At 61.0% G+C, this 20576-nt stretch carries 16 protein-coding genes; 8 read left to right on the plus strand and 8 right to left on the minus strand.

Translation table 11 applies throughout. The annotated features are described in order from the left end of the window. Nucleotides 1-94 precede the first annotated feature (94 nt). Together HS101_05980 and prpB are read right to left on the minus strand one after the other, a co-directional pair. The gene (locus HS101_05980; GenBank protein MBE7505820.1) at nucleotides 95-1237 is read right to left on the minus strand and encodes a citrate synthase; all 1143 of its coding nucleotides are present in this window, start codon (nucleotides 1235-1237) and stop codon (nucleotides 95-97) included. Further along, the gene (gene prpB, locus HS101_05985; protein ID MBE7505821.1) at nucleotides 1234-2112 is read right to left on the minus strand and encodes a methylisocitrate lyase; all 879 of its coding nucleotides are present in this window, start codon (nucleotides 2110-2112) and stop codon (nucleotides 1234-1236) included. The genes HS101_05980 and prpB overlap by 4 nt, the downstream gene beginning before the upstream one ends. Before the next feature lie 146 nt (nucleotides 2113-2258). On the opposite strand from prpB, the gene HS101_05990 reads away from it, so the two are divergent. Then, complete coding sequence (locus HS101_05990; GenBank protein MBE7505822.1) at nucleotides 2259-2414, plus strand: hypothetical protein; 156 nt, start codon at nucleotides 2259-2261, stop codon at nucleotides 2412-2414. Between the two features lie 61 nt (nucleotides 2415-2475). On the opposite strand, the gene HS101_05995 is transcribed toward HS101_05990, so the two are convergent. Next, entirely contained in the window at nucleotides 2476-3681 is a 1206-nt protein-coding gene (locus HS101_05995) for an aminotransferase class V-fold PLP-dependent enzyme (protein ID MBE7505823.1), read from the minus strand. A 72-nt stretch (nucleotides 3682-3753) separates the two neighbouring features. Here HS101_05995 and HS101_06000 point away from each other — a divergent pair, with 72 nt between their 5' ends. The 4 genes from HS101_06000 to HS101_06015 all read left to right on the plus strand — a co-directional run bounded on the left by HS101_06000 (nucleotide 3754) and on the right by HS101_06015 (nucleotide 7824). Then, nucleotides 3754-4878 carry a threonylcarbamoyl-AMP synthase gene (locus HS101_06000; GenBank protein ID MBE7505824.1) on the plus strand — a complete coding sequence of 375 codons (1125 nt, stop codon included), beginning with the start codon at nucleotides 3754-3756 and terminating at the stop codon, nucleotides 4876-4878. Then, complete coding sequence (rpiB, locus tag HS101_06005; GenBank protein ID MBE7505825.1) at nucleotides 4875-5336, plus strand: ribose 5-phosphate isomerase B; 462 nt, start codon at nucleotides 4875-4877, stop codon at nucleotides 5334-5336. Before HS101_06000 ends, rpiB begins: the two co-directional genes overlap by 4 nt. Nucleotides 5337-5448: 112 nt before the next feature. Further along, nucleotides 5449-6795: an ATP-dependent protease ATPase subunit HslU gene (hslU, locus tag HS101_06010; protein MBE7505826.1), complete on the plus strand. Its 1347-nt coding sequence runs from the start codon at nucleotides 5449-5451 to the stop codon at nucleotides 6793-6795. Nucleotides 6796-6885: 90 nt separating this feature from the next. After that, a complete protein-coding gene (locus HS101_06015) occupies nucleotides 6886-7824 on the plus strand; it encodes an alpha/beta hydrolase (protein MBE7505827.1) in 939 nt (312 codons plus the stop codon). A gap of 514 nt (nucleotides 7825-8338) precedes the next feature. On the opposite strand, the gene tnpA is transcribed toward HS101_06015, so the two are convergent. Beyond that, nucleotides 8339-8791 (minus strand): IS200/IS605 family transposase, encoded by a 453-nt coding sequence (gene tnpA, locus HS101_06020; protein MBE7505828.1) that lies wholly within the window; start codon nucleotides 8789-8791, stop codon nucleotides 8339-8341. Nucleotides 8792-9589: 798 nt separating this feature from the next. Next, on the minus strand, nucleotides 9590-12184 hold the full coding sequence (locus HS101_06025) for a thrombospondin type 3 repeat-containing protein (protein ID MBE7505829.1): 2595 nt from the start codon (nucleotides 12182-12184) through the stop codon (nucleotides 9590-9592). A 491-nt stretch (nucleotides 12185-12675) separates the two neighbouring features. On the opposite strand from HS101_06025, the gene HS101_06030 reads away from it, so the two are divergent. Continuing rightward, on the plus strand, nucleotides 12676-13794 hold the full coding sequence (locus HS101_06030) for an aminopeptidase (protein ID MBE7505830.1): 1119 nt from the start codon (nucleotides 12676-12678) through the stop codon (nucleotides 13792-13794). Nucleotides 13795-13849: 55 nt separating this feature from the next. Here HS101_06030 and HS101_06035 read toward each other — a convergent pair whose 3' ends face one another. Then, on the minus strand, nucleotides 13850-15070 hold the full coding sequence (locus HS101_06035) for an esterase (protein MBE7505831.1): 1221 nt from the start codon (nucleotides 15068-15070) through the stop codon (nucleotides 13850-13852). Between the two features lie 41 nt (nucleotides 15071-15111). On the opposite strand from HS101_06035, the gene HS101_06040 reads away from it, so the two are divergent. Next, nucleotides 15112-15609 (plus strand): TIR domain-containing protein, encoded by a 498-nt coding sequence (locus HS101_06040; GenBank protein ID MBE7505832.1) that lies wholly within the window; start codon nucleotides 15112-15114, stop codon nucleotides 15607-15609. Between the two features lie 22 nt (nucleotides 15610-15631). On the opposite strand, the gene HS101_06045 is transcribed toward HS101_06040, so the two are convergent. Beyond that, complete coding sequence (locus HS101_06045; GenBank protein MBE7505833.1) at nucleotides 15632-16975, minus strand: MFS transporter; 1344 nt, start codon at nucleotides 16973-16975, stop codon at nucleotides 15632-15634. A 129-nt stretch (nucleotides 16976-17104) separates the two neighbouring features. Continuing rightward, on the minus strand, nucleotides 17105-18367 hold the full coding sequence (locus tag HS101_06050) for a hypothetical protein (GenBank protein ID MBE7505834.1): 1263 nt from the start codon (nucleotides 18365-18367) through the stop codon (nucleotides 17105-17107). Between the two features lie 161 nt (nucleotides 18368-18528). Between HS101_06050 and HS101_06055 the strand changes: the two genes are divergently transcribed. Next, nucleotides 18529-20433, plus strand: a complete 1905-nt coding sequence (locus HS101_06055) for a tetratricopeptide repeat protein (protein ID MBE7505835.1) — start codon at nucleotides 18529-18531, stop codon at nucleotides 20431-20433. Nucleotides 20434-20576: the final 143 nt, after the last annotated feature.

Below are 20576 nucleotides of genomic sequence, written 5' to 3' on the forward strand. Positions count from 1 at the left end.
GCGGGTGAGCCGATCCGGCGACGCTCCGCCCTGTCGTCATCAGTCTCTGATCAATCACTCGGACGGCCGGCTTTCCTTCGAAGTGTGCGAATTCCTAGCGTTCCCCGATCGGTTTCACCTTGCGCTCCGGCTCGCCGATGTACTCCGACAACGGGCGGATGATGCGGTTGTTTTCGTGCTGCTCCATGACGTGAGCGCACCAGCCGGAAACCCGGCTGCAGACAAAGATCGGCGTGTACAGGTCGATCGGAATGCCCATCTGATAATACGCATGGGCGGCGGGGTAATCCGTATTGGGGTGGATGTTCTTTTCCTTGAGCATCAGCGCCTGAAGCCGATCGGCCATCTCGATCCAGTGCGTCTGGCCGGTCTCCTTCGTCAGTTGAACGCTCCACTCGCGAAGAATGTGGGCCCGATGATCGCCGCTCTTATAAACGCGATGACCGAAGCCCATGATGAGCTTCTTATTGTTCGGGTTCTTCGCGTTGTGCTCCTGAAGATCGCGGAACCACTTCTCGACGTTTTCGGGTTTGCCGATTTCGAGAAACTGCCGCATCGCGGCCTCGTTCGCCCCACCGTGCAGCGGACCCTTGAGTGCGCCGATCGCCCCGCTGATGCACGAGTGCATGTCCGCGAGCGTTGACGCGATGGTACGAGCCGTGAACGTTGATGCGTTGAACTCGTGCTCGGCATAGAGAACGAGCGTGCCGTCCATCACCCGCCCGGCAAGCTCACTGCCGAACTTGCCGGTCATCATCGCCAGCAGATTGGCCCCGTGCGTCTTGCCCGCATCGGGCTTCACGACGGGAACCTTGCTCACCTTCTGACACCAGACGCCGACCGCGGCGGCAAGCTGACCCAGCAATCGCTCCGACTTGCGAAGATTCGCCGCGTGCGAGTTGTCCTGGGCATCAGGATCGTAATGCCCCAACAGGGAAACCACGCTCCGAAGCACGTCCATCGGCGGCGTTTTCTCTGGAATTGCCGCGATTGCCTGCGCCACCGGCGGCGGCAACGTCATCGACGCCTGAATCCTCGCGCGAAAGTCCTTCAACTGCGACACATTGGGCAACTCGCCGTGAAGCAGCACATGGGCCACCTCTTCAAAGCAGCAGTGCTCGGCGACGTCCGCGATGTCGTAGCCGCGATACCGCAGGCTCGTCTGCGTCACCTCGCCGACGGAGGTCTGCCCGGCAACCATTCCCTCGAGTCCCGGCTTAAACTTTAGTTCGCTCATGATGTCGCTCCCTGCACGGCGGCCTTGTCGATGGCATTTAGCCCATCATAATCCAGAAGTTCGTACAGTTCCTTGCGCGTCTGCATCCGCGAGAGCCAGCCATTCTGGTCCCCGTCGCGATGAAGTTCCGCCAGCATCTCCGTGACGGCCTTGAATGCAACCCGAAGGGCCGTCTGCGGATAAATGACCATCTTATACCCCATCCGCGAAAGCTCACTCAGCGTCAGCAGCGGGGTCTTGCCGAACTCGGTCATGTTGGCCAGCAGCGGTGCTTTCACCTTGTCCGCGAACTTCGCCAGTTCCTCAGCGCTCTGCATCGCCTCGGGAAAAATCCCATCCGCCCCCGCGTCGAGATAACGGCGAGCCCGATCGACCGCGTCCTCAAATGATGTCACGCCCCTGGCATCCGTTCGCGCGATGATCATGAAGTCCTTGTCGCTGCGCGCCGCGCACGCGGCCCGAATCTTCTCCGCCATGGCCTCGGCCGGGATCAGTTCCTTGCCGTCCAGGTGCCCGCACTTTTTGGGCAGCACCTGATCTTCGAGGTGGACCGCCGAAACGCCCGCGGCCTCCATCTCTGCAACCGTCCGGGCCGTGTTGATCGCCTCGCCGAAGCCGGTGTCGGCATCGACCACGACCGGCAGCGTCACCGCATTCACAATTCGCCGGGAATGCTCAACCGCCTCGGTCGCGCTGACCAGACCAACGTCAGGAAGTCCGAAGACGGCGTTGGAAAGGCCCGCACCGGAAACGTAAACCGCCTCAAAGCCGGCCCGCTCGATCGCCCGAGCGGTCAGCGCATTAAATGCGCCGGGCATCTGCACCGTCTTGGAGGAAATGAGACTGCGAAGTCGCTTGGATCTGGCCTGAGTCATGGCGAACATTATCAGCGTTTCCGGGCTTACTCACAATTTTAGCAGCCCTAGAAGCCGGCATAGGGAATTCCCTTATGGCCTTTTACAATTAACAGCCGATAACTAAGATTATGCCAGTCCGAAGCTTTTCAGAAGGAGTCTGAGAAATGGCAGGACATGCGCCGGAGTTCCTCTCAACGACGGAGCGGCTAACTGGTTGGATCGACGAGGTTTCAGACTACCGTCTGTCGCTCTACATGCTGGCGACAGCCTCGATTGTCGCCATTCTGTTCTACGTAGTCTCGGCGAGAGTCTTCGCCTGATTCGGTCGAGCCCTCACCGTACGCTCCGTCACCTTCCCACCCAAAGACCCGTCGGCCACCGCTACTGAAGCGCCGCCAGCCGGGAAACGACCCGCCTAACGATTTCGACCGCCGCCCGACATTCCTCCTCCGTTGATTCCGTGGAAAGACTGAATCGAATCGACCCGTGCGCCGCGCGCTCGTCGATGCCCATGGCCTTAAGCACATGAGACGGCTCCAGTGAACCGCTGCTGCACGCCGAGCCGCTCGAAGCACACACGTCCAGCTCGCTCAACGCGATCAAAATCGCCTCCGCCTCCAGCGCCTCGAAGGCGATGTTCGTTGTGTTCGGCACGCGGCAACTCGCGTCCCCGATGACCCGCGCAAACGGCACCGCCGCGAGAATGCCGCGCTCCAGCTCATCGCGCAAGGCGGCGACCCTCCCCCACCCGTCGGTCTTCAGCCGCTCGCACGCAAGATGCGCCGCCTCACCAAAACCCACGATCGCGGGAACGTTCTCCGTGCCGGGCCGGAGGTCTCGCTCCTGATGCCCTCCCACAAGCTGATTGCGAAGACGCGTCCTTCTGCCGACATACAAAGCGCCGGCCCCCTTGGGCCCGTGAATCTTGTGCGCCGAGAAACTCAGAAGATTTGCGCCAAGGCGAGTCACGTCGATCGGGAGCTTTCCGGCGACCTGAACCGCGTCCACGTGAAACGGAACGCCTCGCTCTCCACAAACGGCGGCGATCTTCTCAATTGGAAAGATCACGCCGGTCTCGTTATTGGCATACATCACGCTGACCAGCGCCGTCTCGTCGCACAATTCCGCTTCGAGCTGATCCAGGCTCAGATGGCCCTTCTCGTCCACCTTGAGCCACGACACGCGATAGCCCTCGCCGGCCAGCCGTTCGCAAAGGCTGTGGACCGCGACGTGCTCGACCGATGTCGTGATGATGTGTCGCTTCGTCGGATACGCCGCCAGCGTGCCGAGGATGGCGAGATTGTCCGCCTCGGTACCGCCGCTGGTGAAGACGATTTCGCGGGACTTGGCCCCGATCAGTTCGGCCACTTGCTCGCGAGCCATCTCAATCGCATGACGAGCCGCCTGACCCGCTCGATGAATGCTTGAGGGATTTCCATATTGCCGTTCCCAGAATGGCGACATCGCCGCGACGACTTCCGGCGCGACGCGCGTTGTGGAGTTATTGTCGAGATAAATGAGGCTCACGATGTGATTATAACCGCGTCGCCGTGTCCCCGGCACAATAGCGCCATCGACGCTGTGCATCGCTATGATCAATGGCCGTTTGACGCACCGACGGCTCAGTTCGATAATCTCGCGGGAGCGTTTCCTAAGACGATGGCAATTGAGACAATTTCTATTGAGCCCGGCGCGTCGAGTTCGGCCGCGATCAGTCGTGCGGCGGCGGCCCTGGCGGATGGTGCGCTGGTGGCCTTTCCGACGGAGACGGTCTACGGCCTCGGCGTCAACGCCGGAATCGAGAAGAGCGTCCAGCGCCTTCGCAAGCTCAAGGGCCGTGCCGCCGAACGGCCCTTCACCGTTCACATTGGACGCCGATCGGATTGCGATAAATTCGTCCCGCGCATGTCGCCCATTGCCCGGCGACTGAGTCGCAAGGGTTGGCCCGGCCCGCTCACCCTGGTGTTCCCCGTGCCCGATGCGACGGAGGCCGCCGTCTATTCAAGTCTCAGTCCAAGCGGCATCCAGTCCATCTACTCCGAAAGCAGCGTCGGCATTCGCTATCCCGATCATCCGCACGGCGCGGCTCTGCTGGCCAAGGTGGAGGCGCCGATCATTGCGACCAGCGCCAACTTCGCAGGTGAGCCCGCACCCACCGACGCGAACGCCGTGCGCGAGCGACTTCACGACAGCATCGACGTCCTGCTCGATGCCGGGCCCTGCCGATTCAAGTACGCCTCCACGATTGTCAGCCTGGTCGGCGATGACTACCGGATCGTTCGAGCCGGTGCGATCGACGCGGATGCCATCCGGCGACTGGCGACGTTGGAGGTCCTTCTCATTTGCTCGGGGAACACGTGCCGCTCGCCGATGGCGGAGGGGATTTTGCGACAGCTCATCGCGGAGAAGCTGGGCTGTGCGCCGGCGGAGATCGAAAGCCGCGGGGTCCGTGTGAGTTCCGCCGGTACCCTGGCGATGGACGGCGGAAGGGCCACGCCGGAGGCGGTTGAGATCTGTCGCCGAAGGGGGATTGACATCAGCAACCATCGTTCCCGAAGTCTGGCCGGAGAGCTGATCCATGCGGCGGACCTCATTTACACGATGGCAGGCCACCACCTTGAGGTGGTCCGCAGTCTCAATCGAGGCGACCCGGCCAAGGCGGCGCAGCTCGATTCCAGGGGGGATATCTCTGATCCGGTCGGTGGTACAATCGAAGACTACGAAACCGCGGCAGAGCGCATCACCACGGCTCTGCGCGAAAGACTCCCTGAGGTGCTCCCATGAAAGTCGCGCTCGGCGCAGATCACAGAGGCTTCAACGCCAAGAATCATATCAAAACGGTCCTGCGGGAAATGGGCATCGAAGCCGTTGACTACGGCACCGACTCGACCAAGTCCTGCGACTATCCCGACCCCGCCGGTTCCGCCGCCCTGGCGGTGCAGAAGGGAGAGTGCGAGGTCGGCGTGCTGTTCTGCGGCACCGGCATCGGCATGTGCGTCACCGCCAACAAGCTCCACGGCATCCGCGCCGCTTTGTGTCACGATGAACTGACCGCGGAGATGTCGCGACGCCACAACAACGCCAACGTCCTCTGCCTGCCGGCCGATCTGGTGGGCGACGCCCTTATGCGCCGAATCGTCGAGGTCTGGCTCAAGACGCCGTTTGAGGCCGGGCGACATCAGGGACGCATCGACAAAATCACCGAAATCGAACGGGCACAGTGCAATAAACCGCAGCCCTGACCGCGCCCTCCCACTATCATGTTTCAAACGCGGACATGATGCCGCTGCGACCGATTCGGCCGCAATGCCGTCCGCTCCCGCGACACACCCTCGATTCATTGAGCAATAGAGCATGGCAGAATTAACACCCAGACAAATCGTCGCCGCACTCGATAAGTACATCATCGGTCAGGCCGCCGCCAAGCGGGCCATCGCCGTGGCCATTCGCAATCGCTGGCGGCGGCTTCAACTGCCCGAAGCGATGCGCGAAGAGGTCGGCCCCAAGAACATCCTCATGATCGGCCCCACCGGGGTCGGCAAGACCGAGATCGCCCGGCGCATGGCCGCCCTGGTGGACGCGCCCTTCCTCAAGGTCGAGGCGACCAAGTTCACCGAAGTGGGCTACGTCGGGCGCGATGTCGATTCGATCGTGCGCGATCTGCTCGAGCTGGCCATCGCCATGGTCCAGCAGGAACAGACCGAAGTGGTTCGCGAGAAGGCGACCGACCTCGTGGAAGAGCGGCTGCTGGACGAACTCATTCCCCAGCCCGCCGAAATGTCTTCGCCGGAGGGCGTTTCGGAAGCCGAAGGTCGCCGGCAGCGCACCCGGGAAAAGTTCCGCGCCCAGCTCCGCGCCGGAGAGCTCGAGGAAAAAATGGTCGAGCTTCGCATCGAGCAGAAGATCGCTCCCATGGGCATGTTCGCCACTACCATGGGGCCGGATCAGATGGGCCCGGAGATTCAGGACCTGATGGACCGGCTGATGCCCTCGCAGGCGAAGGACCGCAAGGTGACGATCCGCGAGGCGCGAAAGATTCTCTTCGCGCAGGAGAGCGAGAAGCTCATCGACCGGGACAAGGTCAAAGAAATGGCCATTCAGCGCGCCCAGAGCAGCGGCATCGTCTTCATCGACGAGATGGACAAGCTCTGCGGCAACCGGCAGTCCAGCAGCAGCGCAGACGTCAGCCGCCAGGGCGTGCAGCGCGACCTGCTGCCGATCATCGAGGGCTCCACCGTCAACACCCGGCACGGACCGGTGAAGACCGACCACATCCTCTTCGTCGCGGCCGGGGCCTTTCACAGCGCCAAGCCGAGCGAGCTGATGCCCGAGCTCCAGGGGCGATTGCCCATTCGCGTCGAGCTCGACGATCTCACCAAGGAAGACTTCCGCCGCATCCTCACCGAACCGGAGAACGCTCTGACCAAGCAGCAGGTCGCCCTCATGGCCACCGAAGGCGTCGAGCTGCGTATCACCAGTGACGCCGTGGACGCCCTCGCGGAGATCGCCGCGAATGTCAACCAGACGACGGAGAACATCGGCGCCCGCAGGCTGCATACCATTATGGAAAAGGTCATCGAGTCGCTTTCCTTCGACGCCCCGGAGATGTCCGGCAAGGCGGTCGTCATCGACGCCTCCTACGTGAATGACCGGCTCGCCGAAATCGTCAAGGACGAAGACCTCAGCAAGTTCATTCTTTAGTCCGCCACGCCCCCTACTCGTTCTTCGCCATCCGCCGATATACTGGAGTCCATCGGGCTCGGTTTGAACTCTGGTATTCGGGAGCATTTTGTGAAAAAGAAGGTGATGTTGCTCTGCACCCTGACGATCGCGGCGTGCAGCCAGTGCGGCGCGCTGGACGGCCTGATTCTGAAGCCCTCCGACACGATCCGCCGATTGCCGACCGACTTCGGCTATGCCTATGAAACCAAGACCGTCCTCACGCCCCAGGGCCACGAGATCAGCCTGTGGCACGTCAGCACCAGCTCGCCCGAGCGAAAAGGCATCATCGTCACCATTCCCGGTAACGATGCGAACAAGAGCCGCTACGTCGTGAGCCTCCCGCTCTTCGCTGACAACGGCTGGGACCTCATCCTGCTCGACTACACCGGCTTCGGCGAAAGCCCCGGCCAGCCGACGCTGCAAGGTCTCTTCGACAGCGCCTATGGCGCGATCGACTACGCGAAGTCGCAGAGCGACGTCGTCGTGGGCTACGGCATCAGCCTCGGCACCGGCGTCCTCGCGCGCGTGGCAGCGGACCGCGAACTGACCGCCGTCGTCTTCGAGAGCATGATGGTCTTCTACGAGACGCCGACGTTGTTCGCGGAGAATCTCGGCATCGATTTGCCCGTCTTTGGTCTGGCCAACTGGATCGCCGAGGCCGCCTCGACGCCGGACCTCGACAGCAAGAAGTGGATTCAGCAGGTCACCGAGCCCAAGCTCTTCATCCATTCGCCGGGCGATCATGTCACGCCCTTCGCCGGGGCGAAGGAAGTCTTCGACCTCGCTCCGGCGCCCAAGTTCATGTTCGTCACCCAGGGCGAACATGCGCTGCAGGCGTTTCTCGATCCCGGTATGTATCGCAACGTCGTCAACGGCTGGCTGGACGGCGTGATCAATCGCGACCCGATCGAGAACCAGCAGTACCTGCAAATCCTGGAAGAGGAAATCACCGCGGCCTTCCAGGCGCTCGGCCTCGAGCCGCCGCCGCCGGGCGCTTTTACGCCGTGATCGGGCCTCAAAACTGAAATGACATAAGGTGACACAAGGCCTCGCCGGACGATGGCAAGTCCTGTGACGGGCGTGAGTTGGGGCGCTTCGAGTTTTGGGTGGTTTTTGGTGGAAACGTCGAAAAATCGAAACGTCGAAATTGGGGGGCTGGGGCTTGAGACTTGAGGCGCGGAAGGGGCAACGGACCAACGTGTCGATGGTTCTGGAGTGTGCATCGCGCGGCGCCTCGCGGGTCATGGTCAGAATGGGCTCCATGTAACTAATCTTGCTCCACGTTCGCGCCTGCGGCACCTGAGTCTGATGCTCCTCCCATTCGCACCCCACACCTGAGTGCCTTTAGCAATTAGGTTTCGTAGAGTTTTGTATTCAGCCCCCGAAGGGGGGCGCTGGAATGTAGCCACGGGTGGAGCGAAGGCGGCGCTAGCCGCCGAGCGCAACCCGTGGAAAGAATCGCGCAGCGCGACCCGCCCCGGTCAGGGGCGGAGGAATTCTTCGACCGCGCACGACGTATCAATCAATCACTCACATACCGCTCGTCGAACTCGATCCCGTGCGCCCTCAGCAATCGCAGCAACTCCGATCGAAAATCCTCACGCCGATGATGCTCGGCCTGATTTGCGATGTATTTCTTAACCACGTCTTCCTGTGACTTGCTGACCGAAAATGCGGAGTAGCCCTCTTGCCACGCAAACGCGGCGAGTCTCGGAATAGTCTCATGGACCCATTTCGACGACCGCGCTTTCACGACTCGCATCAGATTTGAAATCGACTCGTCCGGCCGCCAGCGCAAGTACAGGTGCACATGATCCTCCATGCCGCCGACGTCGAGCAGTGTCCCCTTCTCAGTGCGAACGATCCCGCCGATGTACGGGTAGAGACGTTCTGCGATCTGCGCACTGATCCATTTCTCGCGTTGCTTGGTGCTGAAGACAACGTGTAACAGAACCTGCGAGTACGTGCCGGGCATGCGACACCTGCTGGTTAACGGAGGCTTCCAACGCCCCTCCGGGGCTTATCCTACTCGCCGAACCATTCCACGGGTTCCGCATCACCAACGGCTGGCGCCTCGGCGATGCTCCACCCGTGGCTACAACCCTGCGCCCCGTTGGGGCTTAAGAATGCGCGCCCTCTGGGCGACTACCCAGGGCCGCTCGCCTTCTGGTCGAGTAAAAATGCGTTCGCCGGCGCGAGCGCGGAGCAAGAGTCTCCTATGAAATGTTCACGCCCACCGCCAACTTGCGCCCAGTTGTCTTGTCAGACATCGATTCCGTCCCGCGCCGCAGCGTCATCCTGACAACGGTTTCACTGTGTCACTTTTCCGACTCGTTTTTCAAGGACTTACAAACGAACTTTCCCGAGATTTTCCATGCCTGTTCGAGCATGTACCGGTCCTGTTTCACCTTGCCCGTTTTCACCAAAAACCGCCAAAAACGCGAAGCGCCCCAACATGTGCCCGCCACAAGTGTTGGCACAATTTCCAAGGGCCTTGTGTCACCTTATGTCACCTTCGATTTTGCAGCACTTGCGCGCGATCAACGCATTTGTTTTCACCCTCAACCTCTTGGCCCCTCGATCCCTCGGCCCCTTTTTTCGCCTATTGTCACCTTGGATTCCCGCGCGATCGGCGCAAAAAAAGGGCGCGAGCCGCCGGTGACGACTCGCGCCCGAAGGCCCCGGGCGGTTTACTGCCCGGGGCCTGGGTTCGATTCACTCGCGGGGCGTCTCCAAATAAGCGGGACGCCGCCGCGAATTTGAGGTCATGACATCAGTCGTCCTTACCGTTGACCCAGCGCTTCTGGATCACGGTGAAATCAGCCGGGCCGAGCGAATCCGAGCCGGGGTAGGCCTCGGAGCCGACGGAGACGCCAAGCTCCAACGTGCGCGGCGTCGTGTCCACAAGGTCGGGGTAGTTGGCCTTGTTGAAGTTGGCGCTGATGTGGAACTTGCCGACGGATGCCCGCAGGTGATCGGCCGCGTTGATGGTGCGGCTGACGGCGCCGCTGATGACGAACTGTGACGACTCCAGAACCGGGAAAGGCAGCGTGATCGTGACCGCCTTGCGCGGAATCTCGATTTCCATCGGCACGTTGGCCGTCGGATTTCCATCGGCGTCGACATTCAGGACTGCGCCGTTGCCGAAGTTGATGGCGAAGGCGCCGCTGATCTGCCGCCTCTGGTACTTGATGTTCAGGGTGGTCTCGCTGCTCGATATCATCGTGCTGCGGATGGTGATCGGTACGCAATTGTTGGAGAAGTGGAACCGCGAGCCCTTCCAGTTGATGTCGAACTCGGTGATGGGACCGGCGCAGTTCTCGTATCGCCACTTCTTGTCGTCGTTCCCGAAGACGGCGAAGGTCACCGCTGCGTCGGAGACGACATTCTGTCCGGCGAGGACGAGATCAACCAGCGCCGTCGGATTCAGCTCGGTGTAATCGACGCCGAAGGGCAGGCCGATCTCACCGGTGACGCGAATGTGACCGGGGTTGGGGTTGAACTTGACCTTGGCGGTGTCGATCTGGAAGACGGACAAGGCCGACGGGTCGAGGGTGATCGACTGGGTTTCCTCGTGATAGCCGCCGACCGGGTCGGTCACGCGGAGGGTGACTTCGTGGGTGCCGTAGGCCAGCGGGACTTCGATCGTCTGGCAGGTGACGTCGTTGCCGGTACAGACCAAGGCGTTATCGACGGTCCATTCAAAGGTCAGAGTGGTAACGTCGTCGTCGATGTCCATCGAGCCGGAGCCGTCCAGGCGCACGACGGCCTGACTGCCGATGGAGGTGAGCTGCTCGATGACGGCATCGGCCGTCGGTCGGGCATTGCAGGGATCGGTTCCGTCGAGGATCTCCTGACCGTCGGAGAGCGTGTCGCCGTCCGAATCGTCATCGAGCGGGTCGGGGCAATCGCCACCGGCGGCGAGTGCAATCTCGGCGGCGTCGCTTACGCCATCGTTGTCGGTGTCGGCGCTGTTGGGATCGGTGCCGTACAGGGCTTCGTCGACGTCGGACAGGCCGTCGTTGTCGTCGTCCGGATCGCAGACATCGCCGAGGGCGTCGTTGTCGTTGTTGGCCTGATCGGTGTTGGCGTCGCTGGGGCAATTGTCCACGTCGCCGCAGACGCCGTCGCCGTCAACATCGTTGGCGACATCGCCGGGGCAGGCGTCGCAGACATCGCCGAGGCCGTCACCGTCGCCGTCGGCCTGATCGGGGTTGTAGGCCGCCGGACAGTTGTCGACGTCGCCGCAGACACCGTCCGCGTCGGCATCGTTGTCCGGGTCATTCGGGCAGGCATCGCAGGCGTCACCCAGCGCATCGCCGTCGGCATTGGCCTGATCGGCGTTCGCGTCGTCGGGGCAGTTGTCGACGTCGCCGCAGAGTCCGTCGCCGTCGCCGTCGTTGTCGGCGTCGCCGGGACAAATGTCACAGGCATCGCCATTGCCGTCACCGTCGGCGTCGGCCTGATCGGCATTCGCCGCGGCCGGGCAGTTGTCCGACTGGCCGCAGATACCGTCGTTGTCGACATCGTTGGTGGGGTCGGTCGGGCAGGGATCGCACGCGTTGCCGAGCGAATCGGCGTCGTCGTCGGCCTGATCGGCATTGGGCGTCGCGGGGCAGTTGTCGACGTCGCCGCAGACGCCATCGGCGTCGGCATCGTTGTCGGCGTCGAACGGACAGGGATCGCAGACATCGCCCTGTCCGTCGGCGTCGGCGTCTTCCTGGCCGGGATTCGGATCGTCGACGCAATTGTCATCGCCGTCGAGAATGCCGTCGCTGTCGGTGTCCTGACCGACGGCGAAGGTGAGATTATCAATGATGCCGGAAAAGGCCGAAATGGTGACGCGGTGGATGGGAATGGTTGGCGAGGAGATGCCGATTACGCCGTATTCGAGAAAGCCGCAGGCCCCGCTGGCCTGGGCGAACGGCGGCGCAAAGACGGCGGTTTCGATGATGGCGTTATTCTCATCGAGGGCAGTGAACGTGGCGAACTGGAACTGGGTGGCGACAAAGGCAACGGCAAAGGCGCTGACCGGAGGATTGAAATCGATCGAGGCGGTCTGCGAGGCGATCACACCGAACGGCAGGGAGCCGTTGACGCCCTGCGCGCTCCGAAAACAGGAGTCGGTATCGCGGGCCAGGCGCACCTCTGGATTGATGGTGACGCCCTGTGCGGCGTATTCCGTATTCGGAAACGTGTAATTGTTGGGCGGGTTAAGGAGTGTTGTCCCGGCGCCGTCCTGCTCAAAGGTGAGGGTGGTGTGCGGGACGGATGTAAAGAACGCGAAATCGGTGATTGGCGCCGCGACGGCCGATGTGGCAGCCATGGCAATGAGCGAAAGTGCGACCGCAAGTATGTGTCGTGTCATGCGAATCAACTCCGAGGTCTGATTTTCCGCCAACCTTTTATGGAAACCTACACAGGCCTCCGACAGAGAAAGCGTTGTGAATTGGGGTCAATGGGGTTGAACTGCTTGATCAAAGCCGTTCCCCTCCGTGATGGATACAAGTCCGCGGTTGAATTGTTTGATGCGACCCGCTGTTTAATCTCGTCTCCCGCCCGGCGACGAAGCCTCGATGCGCGTCAGTCGTTTAATTGTCACACGTCTGACACTGAGGGAAAGTTTCACCAAAGTGGCTGTGAATTGCAAGAGGAATCTGCTCACATGCAGCGGCAATTGTTGCCGCACGATTGTGAGGGTATTCTCATCCTGGAACTGCGCATGAGACGGTCGCTCGGTGTTTTAGAATCGCAAGCGCATCCGCACGGATGCCCCGATAAAAATTCGACCTGATGGGTCGGATTTCACGAAAACGTTTTCCTGCCCCGTGTGGGGCGGCGAATAAGGGAAGAAAGCCCATGTTGGACCCACGGATTTCGCGACTTGCCGACGTGCTTATTAACTACTCCTGCGCCGTTAGGCCGGGGGAAAAGGTGCTGCTTGAGGCGATCGACGTGCCTCACGAGTTTACGTGCGAAATTGTGAGAACCGCCCGCGCGGCGGGGGCGATCCCGATCGTCAAGCTCGACTCGAACCAGGTCAAGCGGGCGCTGCTCATGGCCGGGACGAGTGAGGGGTGGAACCTGATCGCGGATACCGAAGAGGGCGTCATGAAGAAAGTGCAGTGCTACATCGGGGCGCGGGGAAGCCCGAATGTGAGCGAACTATCCGACGTGCCGACGGAGATGCAGAAAATTTACGAGCAGACGGTCTGGAAGCGCGTGCATATCGAGGCGCGCGTGAAAGGAACACGCTGGGTGGTGATGCGCTGGCCGAGCCCGTCGATGGCGCAGATGGCAGAGATGTCGACGGAGGCGTTTGAGGATTTCTACTTCAACGTCTGCACGATGGATTACGGCAAGATGGCCCGGGCGATGAAGCCGCTGGCCGAGCGAATGATGAAAACTGACCAGGTGCGACTGGTGGGGCCGCGCGATACGGATCTGACGTTTTCGATTAAGGGGATTCCCGCGGTTTGCTGCGACGGGAAGATGAACATCCCGGATGGCGAGGTATTCACGGCACCGGTACGGGAAAGCGCCAATGGAATCATCCAGTTCAATACGCCGACGCTTTATCGCGGAGAGACGCACACGGATATCCGGCTTGTGCTGAAAAACGGCAGAATCGTGGAAGCGACGAGTTCGAATTCGGCCAAGCTGAATGAAGTGCTCGATGCGGATGAGGGGGCGAGGTACATCGGGGAATTCGCCATCGGGTTTAACCCGTATTGCATCAAGCCGATGAAGGATATTCTGTTCGATGAGAAGATCGCCGGGTCGATTCACTTCACGCCTGGGGCATGCTACGACGAGGCGAGCAACGGGAACATATCGAACATTCACTGGGACATGGTGCTGCGGCAGACGCCGGACTGCGGGGGCGGGGAGATGTACTTTGATGGAGAGCTGGTGCGCAAGGACGGGCTCTTCGTGGTGAAGGAACTGGCGCCGCTGAATCCTGAGAACTTGAAGTAGCCGGGGCCGGACATGAAGCGAGGTCCGGTCGAAAATACGCCTGATGGGTGTTCTGTCACCGATGAGGATTTTCGGGAGTATCCGCTAACAGGAAACGGAGCACATCGGGAAATCGCTTCTGCCAGGCGGCTTCGTTGTGCTCGCCGCCCTCCACTTCGCGGTATGCGAAGTCGCGGTCGGCTTTCAGGCCCGCGGACTCGAAGATCTTCACTAACTGGCGGGTTCGACGAATGCCCTCGGAGAATCCCTTCACCTGGCGACCCTCTGCCGTTCCCATGTCCACCCAGAAGCGGACATTCTTCATCCATGACGGGTCTTTCGCCAGCGACTCTAGAAATGACGCGTGGTTCCACATCAGGGCCGGCGAGATGACGCCGCACCTGGAAAATACTTCGGGATACTCTTTACAGATGTAGAGCGAGATGAGCCCGCCGAGAGATGAGCCGGCGACGCCGGTGTTTGCGCGATCGGGCAGGGTGCGATAGGTCTTGTCGATGAACGGCTTGACCTCTTCGACGAGAAACCTGGCGTAGAGGTCGCCGTTGCCACCTGCGCCGCGTTCGTCGTCACGATCGGGCGTGTACTCGTCCATGCGTGCGGGAGTGTTGTAGATTCCGACGATGATGAGCGGTTCGATCTTTCCGGCCTTGACGAGCGACTCGGCGGCCTCGTCGGCGCCCCACTCGATACCGAGGAAGGATGTTGAGGCGTCGAAGAGGTTCTGGCCATCGTGCATGTAGAGGACGGGGTAGCGTTTCTGCGCGGCCGGCTTGGCTTCATAGCTGGACGGGAGGTAGACGACGAGCGAGCGCGGACTGGAGAGTCGTTTTGAGGGAAAATCCGAGTGATAGCGGATGAGCCCGCTGAGACGCTTCGCACCCTTCGCACTGCGGTCGGCTGCGGCCTTCGACGACTTCGATGCCCAAGCCGCGATGGTGACTTCGATCTTCGCAGGGCCACCGACGGCGAGTCTTCGGTTTGCAATGTCGATTCCAGTCGCGCTTTTCTCGACGCTGTCCCAGGTTCCCAGCGTGAATTTGTACTCAATCTTCACGCCGGCGGGCAGTTCGATGGCGCGATGGAAGCGGCCATCGTCCATGCGCTCCATCGGCACGCCCGGGGCCTGCCATGCCCCGAGCGACGGATGGCTGCCGCACAGGTAGACGACGGCGTCCTTTGGGGTCCCGTCTGGCACGGTGACGAAGAAATCGAGCTTCGCGTCCGTCATGTGACCGATGCCCAGGGACGCGAGTAAAACGCAAAGATTCGCAAGCATGTGAGGTTCTCCGATATCATACGGTCCGAAGGAGCCCTACTTTGCACGATCACGCGCCCCAGAGTGACGGGGGAGATCATCAACCGGCTGACGAGGACGCTTCGCAGTCCAGCATATACGTATGCTTCGAGCCGGACCAGACCCTTTGTGCCGAGCGGATCGACGGCTGGCACCGGACGAACGACGACCTTGCGGAGTATAGCGCTCGCGTGGAGACGCCGATCGACGCGCCTGAGGCGCTGGAGATCAAGGCGAGGCTGAGTCGGCAGATCCATTCGGCTGACGTGCTGGTGTGTGTGATTGGTGCGACGACATGGCTTAACGAGTGGGTGTCATGGGAACTGGATACGGCGAAGGCGGACGCGAACCACAAGGGGCTGGTGGCGATCATGCTGCATCATCAGGATCTGCCGCCGAAGCAGTTACAAGACGCCGGAACGGTATTCATCCGTTTTCGCCGAGAGCAACTTGAAGGGGCCATCGTCTTTGCCCGACAGGTGCCGAATCACGAAGAAGACTTTATGTTTCTCGATGAGTGACGGTCGTCGCGGACTTCGCATTTCACTTTGCGCGTCTTTCTTCAGCCGCCAGTTGCGAGAACAAGACGTATCCGGTGACTGAGACGATCAGGGCAACGCCGAAGACACCCCAGTCGATCCACTCATAAAGCAGCGCACCGAGGAAAGGGGCGAAGAGGCCGCGGAAGCCGGTGAGCGAGACGTGGATGCCCATGTACAGCTCGGCCTTGTCGTCCTCGGCGAAATGCAGGTGGCCGATGTTCCATGCGATCGCTCCGCCGCTTTGGGCCATCCCGTCGGCGACGCGGCCGATGGAGAAGGCGACCAAGGCAAGCACGAGGACGAATGCCGCGCCGCCGTCGACGTACATCGCCGCCATCGCCCCCAATCCGCAGAAGAGGAGCGAAGTGCTCCAACAGACTGAGTTGACCACTCGAAAGCGGAGCACGCCGACCCGATCGAACAGCCTCGCCCAAATAGGCAGCATCAGCAGTGTCACGACGCGCGGCACGCCGTCGAGTAGGCCGTTGCTCAGCAGGTAGGAGAGGCCGAGGACCTTGGTGAGGACGATGGTGTTGACCGGCATGACCATGAGGTTGGCACTGCCGAGACACATCTGAGCGGTGCAGTAGCGGGCGAATTTTGGATCCTGCCGAAGCGCTTCGCGCATGCGGCCGATGATCTGCCAGGGCGTTACGGAGGAGACGAGTGAGAACGGCGCTATCAGGCCAGCCTCCGCGATCGCGTCTCGATCTCCTCCGGCGCGAGTGGATGCGGCCGACTTTTCGCCGCGGACGTGGAGACGTCGAAAAACGAAAAGGCCGAGGGCGCCGGTGAGGGCAACTGCCGGATAGAACCATTTGTAGGCAAGGTGATCGAAATCGAAGAGCGCGCCGCAGCCGAGAATGATCGGCAGGCCGACAAGGGTACGGACGATTTGCAGTCCGGCGGTGATGCGGCCGCGATGCGACTTGGGGTAGTTACTCTTCCACAGACTGGCACGGGTGGTGACGACGCCGGACATGAACACGCGAGCGAGGCAAATCTGTAATGCAAAAATCCACCCGCCGGCGGCAGAATCCGGCGTCATGCTGACGGTGAGCGTGCAGGAGACACTCGCGGCGGCCAGGGCCATGAAGACGGGAACCTTTCGACGGCCGACAATGAGGGTGCCCCAGACGAGGCTGACGAGATTTGCGAAGGCGGGGGTCGCCTGGACGACGGTGATCAGGAAGTAGCTACCGCCGAAGGTCTTGCTGACCACGACGGCCGAGACGGTGCCCTCGACGAGCCCGGCAAAAAGGCCCCAGATAAAGAGATGCTGAATCTCGATGAGGTAATTGCGCCGGGCCATGAACGGCAGCCGGCCGATGCGAAAGAGGTCCATTAACTATGCGCCCCAGCGGGACAGTTCCATCCGTCCCGTCGTGAGCCGGAGTATAGCACGATCAGGGGAGTGTGTGTTGGATCGCAGAAAGACGAGGGGCCGTTCCGGGCAGGGGACGCAACGGCGCGATCATTCGAATTCGAGGGTGAAGCGGGATTTGAAGTGGAGGTAGTAGAGGCCGATCAGGCGCATGGTGACGATGGTGAGGGCCACATTGAGTATGTTGAGTCCGGCGGTGATAGCGATACCTGCGCCTTCAAACTCGGGAAGCGGGATGTCCAGGCCGATGCTCGCAAAGACCATCGCGGCAAATGGAAGGGTCCACAGGAAGCCAACGAACAGGATCATGATCCAGATGGCGATATATGGGAGAAACGTGCGGAAGATCGTTGTAAAGATGAGGTCCAGCCGGAATATCATGCCGAGTGCGTTGAAGGCGAACAACAGGACAAAAATCGGCCAGAGGAAGAAACCGCCCGCCATCCAGGCCAGGAGGGCAATCGGAGACGCCATCCAGCCGGGAAGTGCGCCCGTGAGCATCGCAGCGGAATAGAACGCGAAAGGTCCAATTGCGCAGACGTAGGCGCCGATGTACTTCAATGCCGGCTTGATGACATCTTCAAAAAACCCATCTTCCATCTTGATGCCGGGCATGTCGTCGGAGCCGACGGCGGTGTCCTGGACAACTGACAGGTACATGGCACTGAGCCAGCCGAAGATGATGACCGATCCTATCAGGCCGAAGATTCCTGCGTATCCCAGCGGAATGCCCATCAAGGAGATGATGCCGATGATGACAAAGTTGACAAGATTGGATGTATTGCGAAGCGGGTAGACAAAGCTCTGCACGGCGTCTGACCAAAAGCCGCGAACCGGCGCCTGGACCGCGTTCAACTCCGCCTTCACGCCGGTGATCTGTCTGTGGCGCGGATCGCGCGCGTACTCCAGGTCGGCCGTGTCGGAAAATTCGGATGGGGGCGGCGGCGGTGTCTTAACGCTTGGGCCGTCGCCGGCGAGGGAGAGCTCAAGGCCCGCGTCGTCAATGGACATTGGCGAGATGGTGCCGGAGAGGTCGGCGATTTCCAGATTGAGGTCGGTCTGCGCCGTATCGAGCTCATCGGCGCGCGGCATGCGCGCTGACGGGGCTGGAGGCGGTGATGAGCCTGCGGAGGCTGAACTCGGCCGAGCCGACGACGCAGGTGACGAGCGGGCGGCACTTGGTCTTGCCTGCGAAGCGGGGTTCGGGAGACTGGGTTTTTTCTGTGCAATGACAAAGCGAGACTTGGGCAGAACAAAGCCTGCCCCGCAGCCGGTGCAACTGACACGCTTGTCGGCGAGCTTCGAGGAGACCTGAAGCACCTTGCCGCATTTGCATTTGACCCGAAGGGCCATTGCCTGCTCCCGCCTCTTGAGAAACAGCACCGCCGACGCGCCTCTTGCCCGGCGGAAACTCGAATGGGACGATCACGATTATACCCTGAAACCTCGACAAACCTGCGTGGCGAGGTACATGCAATTGCGGCGGGGGTAATTGGGGGGCTATTATCGCGGACATGGGCGGTCGAAGGAAAAAACGAGGCGCGAATGGATCGCCACCGGAGCAGGTCGGCAGCCAGGTGACGCCTGGCGAGCATGCGGCGGCTTCGAAGCGGCGGGTGCAATTGGCCGCTGCCACGGCACTTGCATTCATATTGGGCGTATTTGTGTACGGCAATACGCTCGGCGCGGATTTCACGCTGGATGATGTCCCGATCATCGAGGAAAACACGATCATCCGCGATCTGGGCAAGTGGCGAGAGTATTTCACGACGAACTATTGGGGGGAGAGTGCCAAGTACAACGACAAGAGCCTCTACCGGCCGCTGACGATTCTGTCGTATGCCGTGAACTATGCGGCGCACGGGAATGAGCCGAGGGGCTACCACGCGGTCAACATCGTTCTGCACGGGGCTGCATCGGCGCTGGTGGTCTTGATGCTTGCAGCGATGTTTGGCGACGTTTTTGCGGCTGCGATCGCGGGCATTCTTTTTGCGGTTCACCCGATTCATACCGAGGCGGTGGCCGGGATTGTCGGGCGCGCGGAGATCATGGCGGCGATCGGCGTGCTGGGGTGCTGCCTGGGGTATGTGAAGGCCATGCACGCGACAAAGCGGGGCGCCGCGGTTGCATGGCTGACGCTCAGCGTGGTCGCTTATGCGTTTGGCTGTTACTCAAAAGAGATCGCGGTTGTGGCGCCTGTCTTGATCCTGCTTTGGGAGCTGACAGCGGGAGTCCAACGCCGCATCGCCTTTCAAAAGCGGTCGCTGGCTACGATTGCCGCTTTCTTATCATTCGCCGCAATCGCGATGAAATTCATTATCATGCGCAAGGAGGCGATCCTTACGGTCAGCAAGAACATTGGGTTCGTCGGGGTCAGTGACTTCGACCGGGTGCTGACGGGTCTTCGCGTTTGTCTTGAGTATGTCGGGCTGCTGCTGGCTCCGATCACGCTTTCGGCAGATTACTGGGTCACGGATGTTCCGCTAGCGCACAGCGTCGCGGAGCCCGGGGTGGCGGCTGCCGGCGCGGTACTGGTGATCCTTGTCGGCGTGATGATCTGGTCGTGGCGGCGCATGCCGATGTTGGCATGGGGTGTCGGGGCTTTTCTGATCGCCCTGTTTCCGGTGTCGAATCTGCCGTTTGCCATTGGGGTGATGAAGGCGGAGCGAATTCTTTACACGCCGTCGATCGGCTTTATCGCCGCGTTTGCGGCGGTGCTTGCGATGGCGTGGCGGCGGGTTTCGCTGCGGCCGACAGTGGTGGGCGTGACCATTCTCGTATCAACACTGTACGCGGTGAGGACGGTGGCGCGTAACAGGGACTGGCAGAACAATCGCGTGCTTGCAGAAGCGACGCTGCGCACATCGCCCGAATCCACGATTTTCAACACGATCATCGCGACTGAGTATCGCGCGGCCGGCGACAATGTCAGTGCACGACGTCACCTTGAGAGGGCACTGGCCGGTCAGCCGGACAATACGACGTCGCTGTTCAATCTGGGAAACATCGAGCTCGATGAGAAGCGGTTTGAAAAGGCGGTTGACCTTTATCGCCGGGCACTGGCGGTGGAGCCGAATTATCTGTCCGCGCTTAACAACCTGGGGCGAGCGCTGGCGGAGTTGAAGCGATTTGAGGAGGCGGCCGAGGTGCTGGAGAGATCACGCAGTCTCAGGCCGGAAAGCCCCGCCTCGTACGTCAATCTGCTGTCCATTTATATCCAGACGCGTAACATGACGGTTGCCCTGCCGCTGGCGGAAGAGGCGTTGAGGCGATTTCCCAACGAGGCTGCGGTTCACTGGAATGCGGGAAGCGTCCTGAGCATCGTCGGACGGAAGGAGGAGGGGGCGGCTGTGTTACGGCGAGCCAAGGAACTCGATAAAGGGTCGGTTGAGCGGGATATTCGGACGTCGCTGGACTGATTCCGAGAAAATTGAGATTCAGAGAGCAATCAGAGGAAAACTTCTGCAAACCGTTGTTTTTTCAGACTTTATCGTCAGACTTGCGTCGCGCCTGCCTCATAAACGGACAACTCTTCCCAAATTATTTGCAATTCGGAGGCAGA

The sequence above is a fragment of the Planctomycetia bacterium genome (assembly GCA_015075745.1).
Classification (GTDB): domain Bacteria; phylum Planctomycetota; class Phycisphaerae; order UBA1845; family UTPLA1; genus UTPLA1.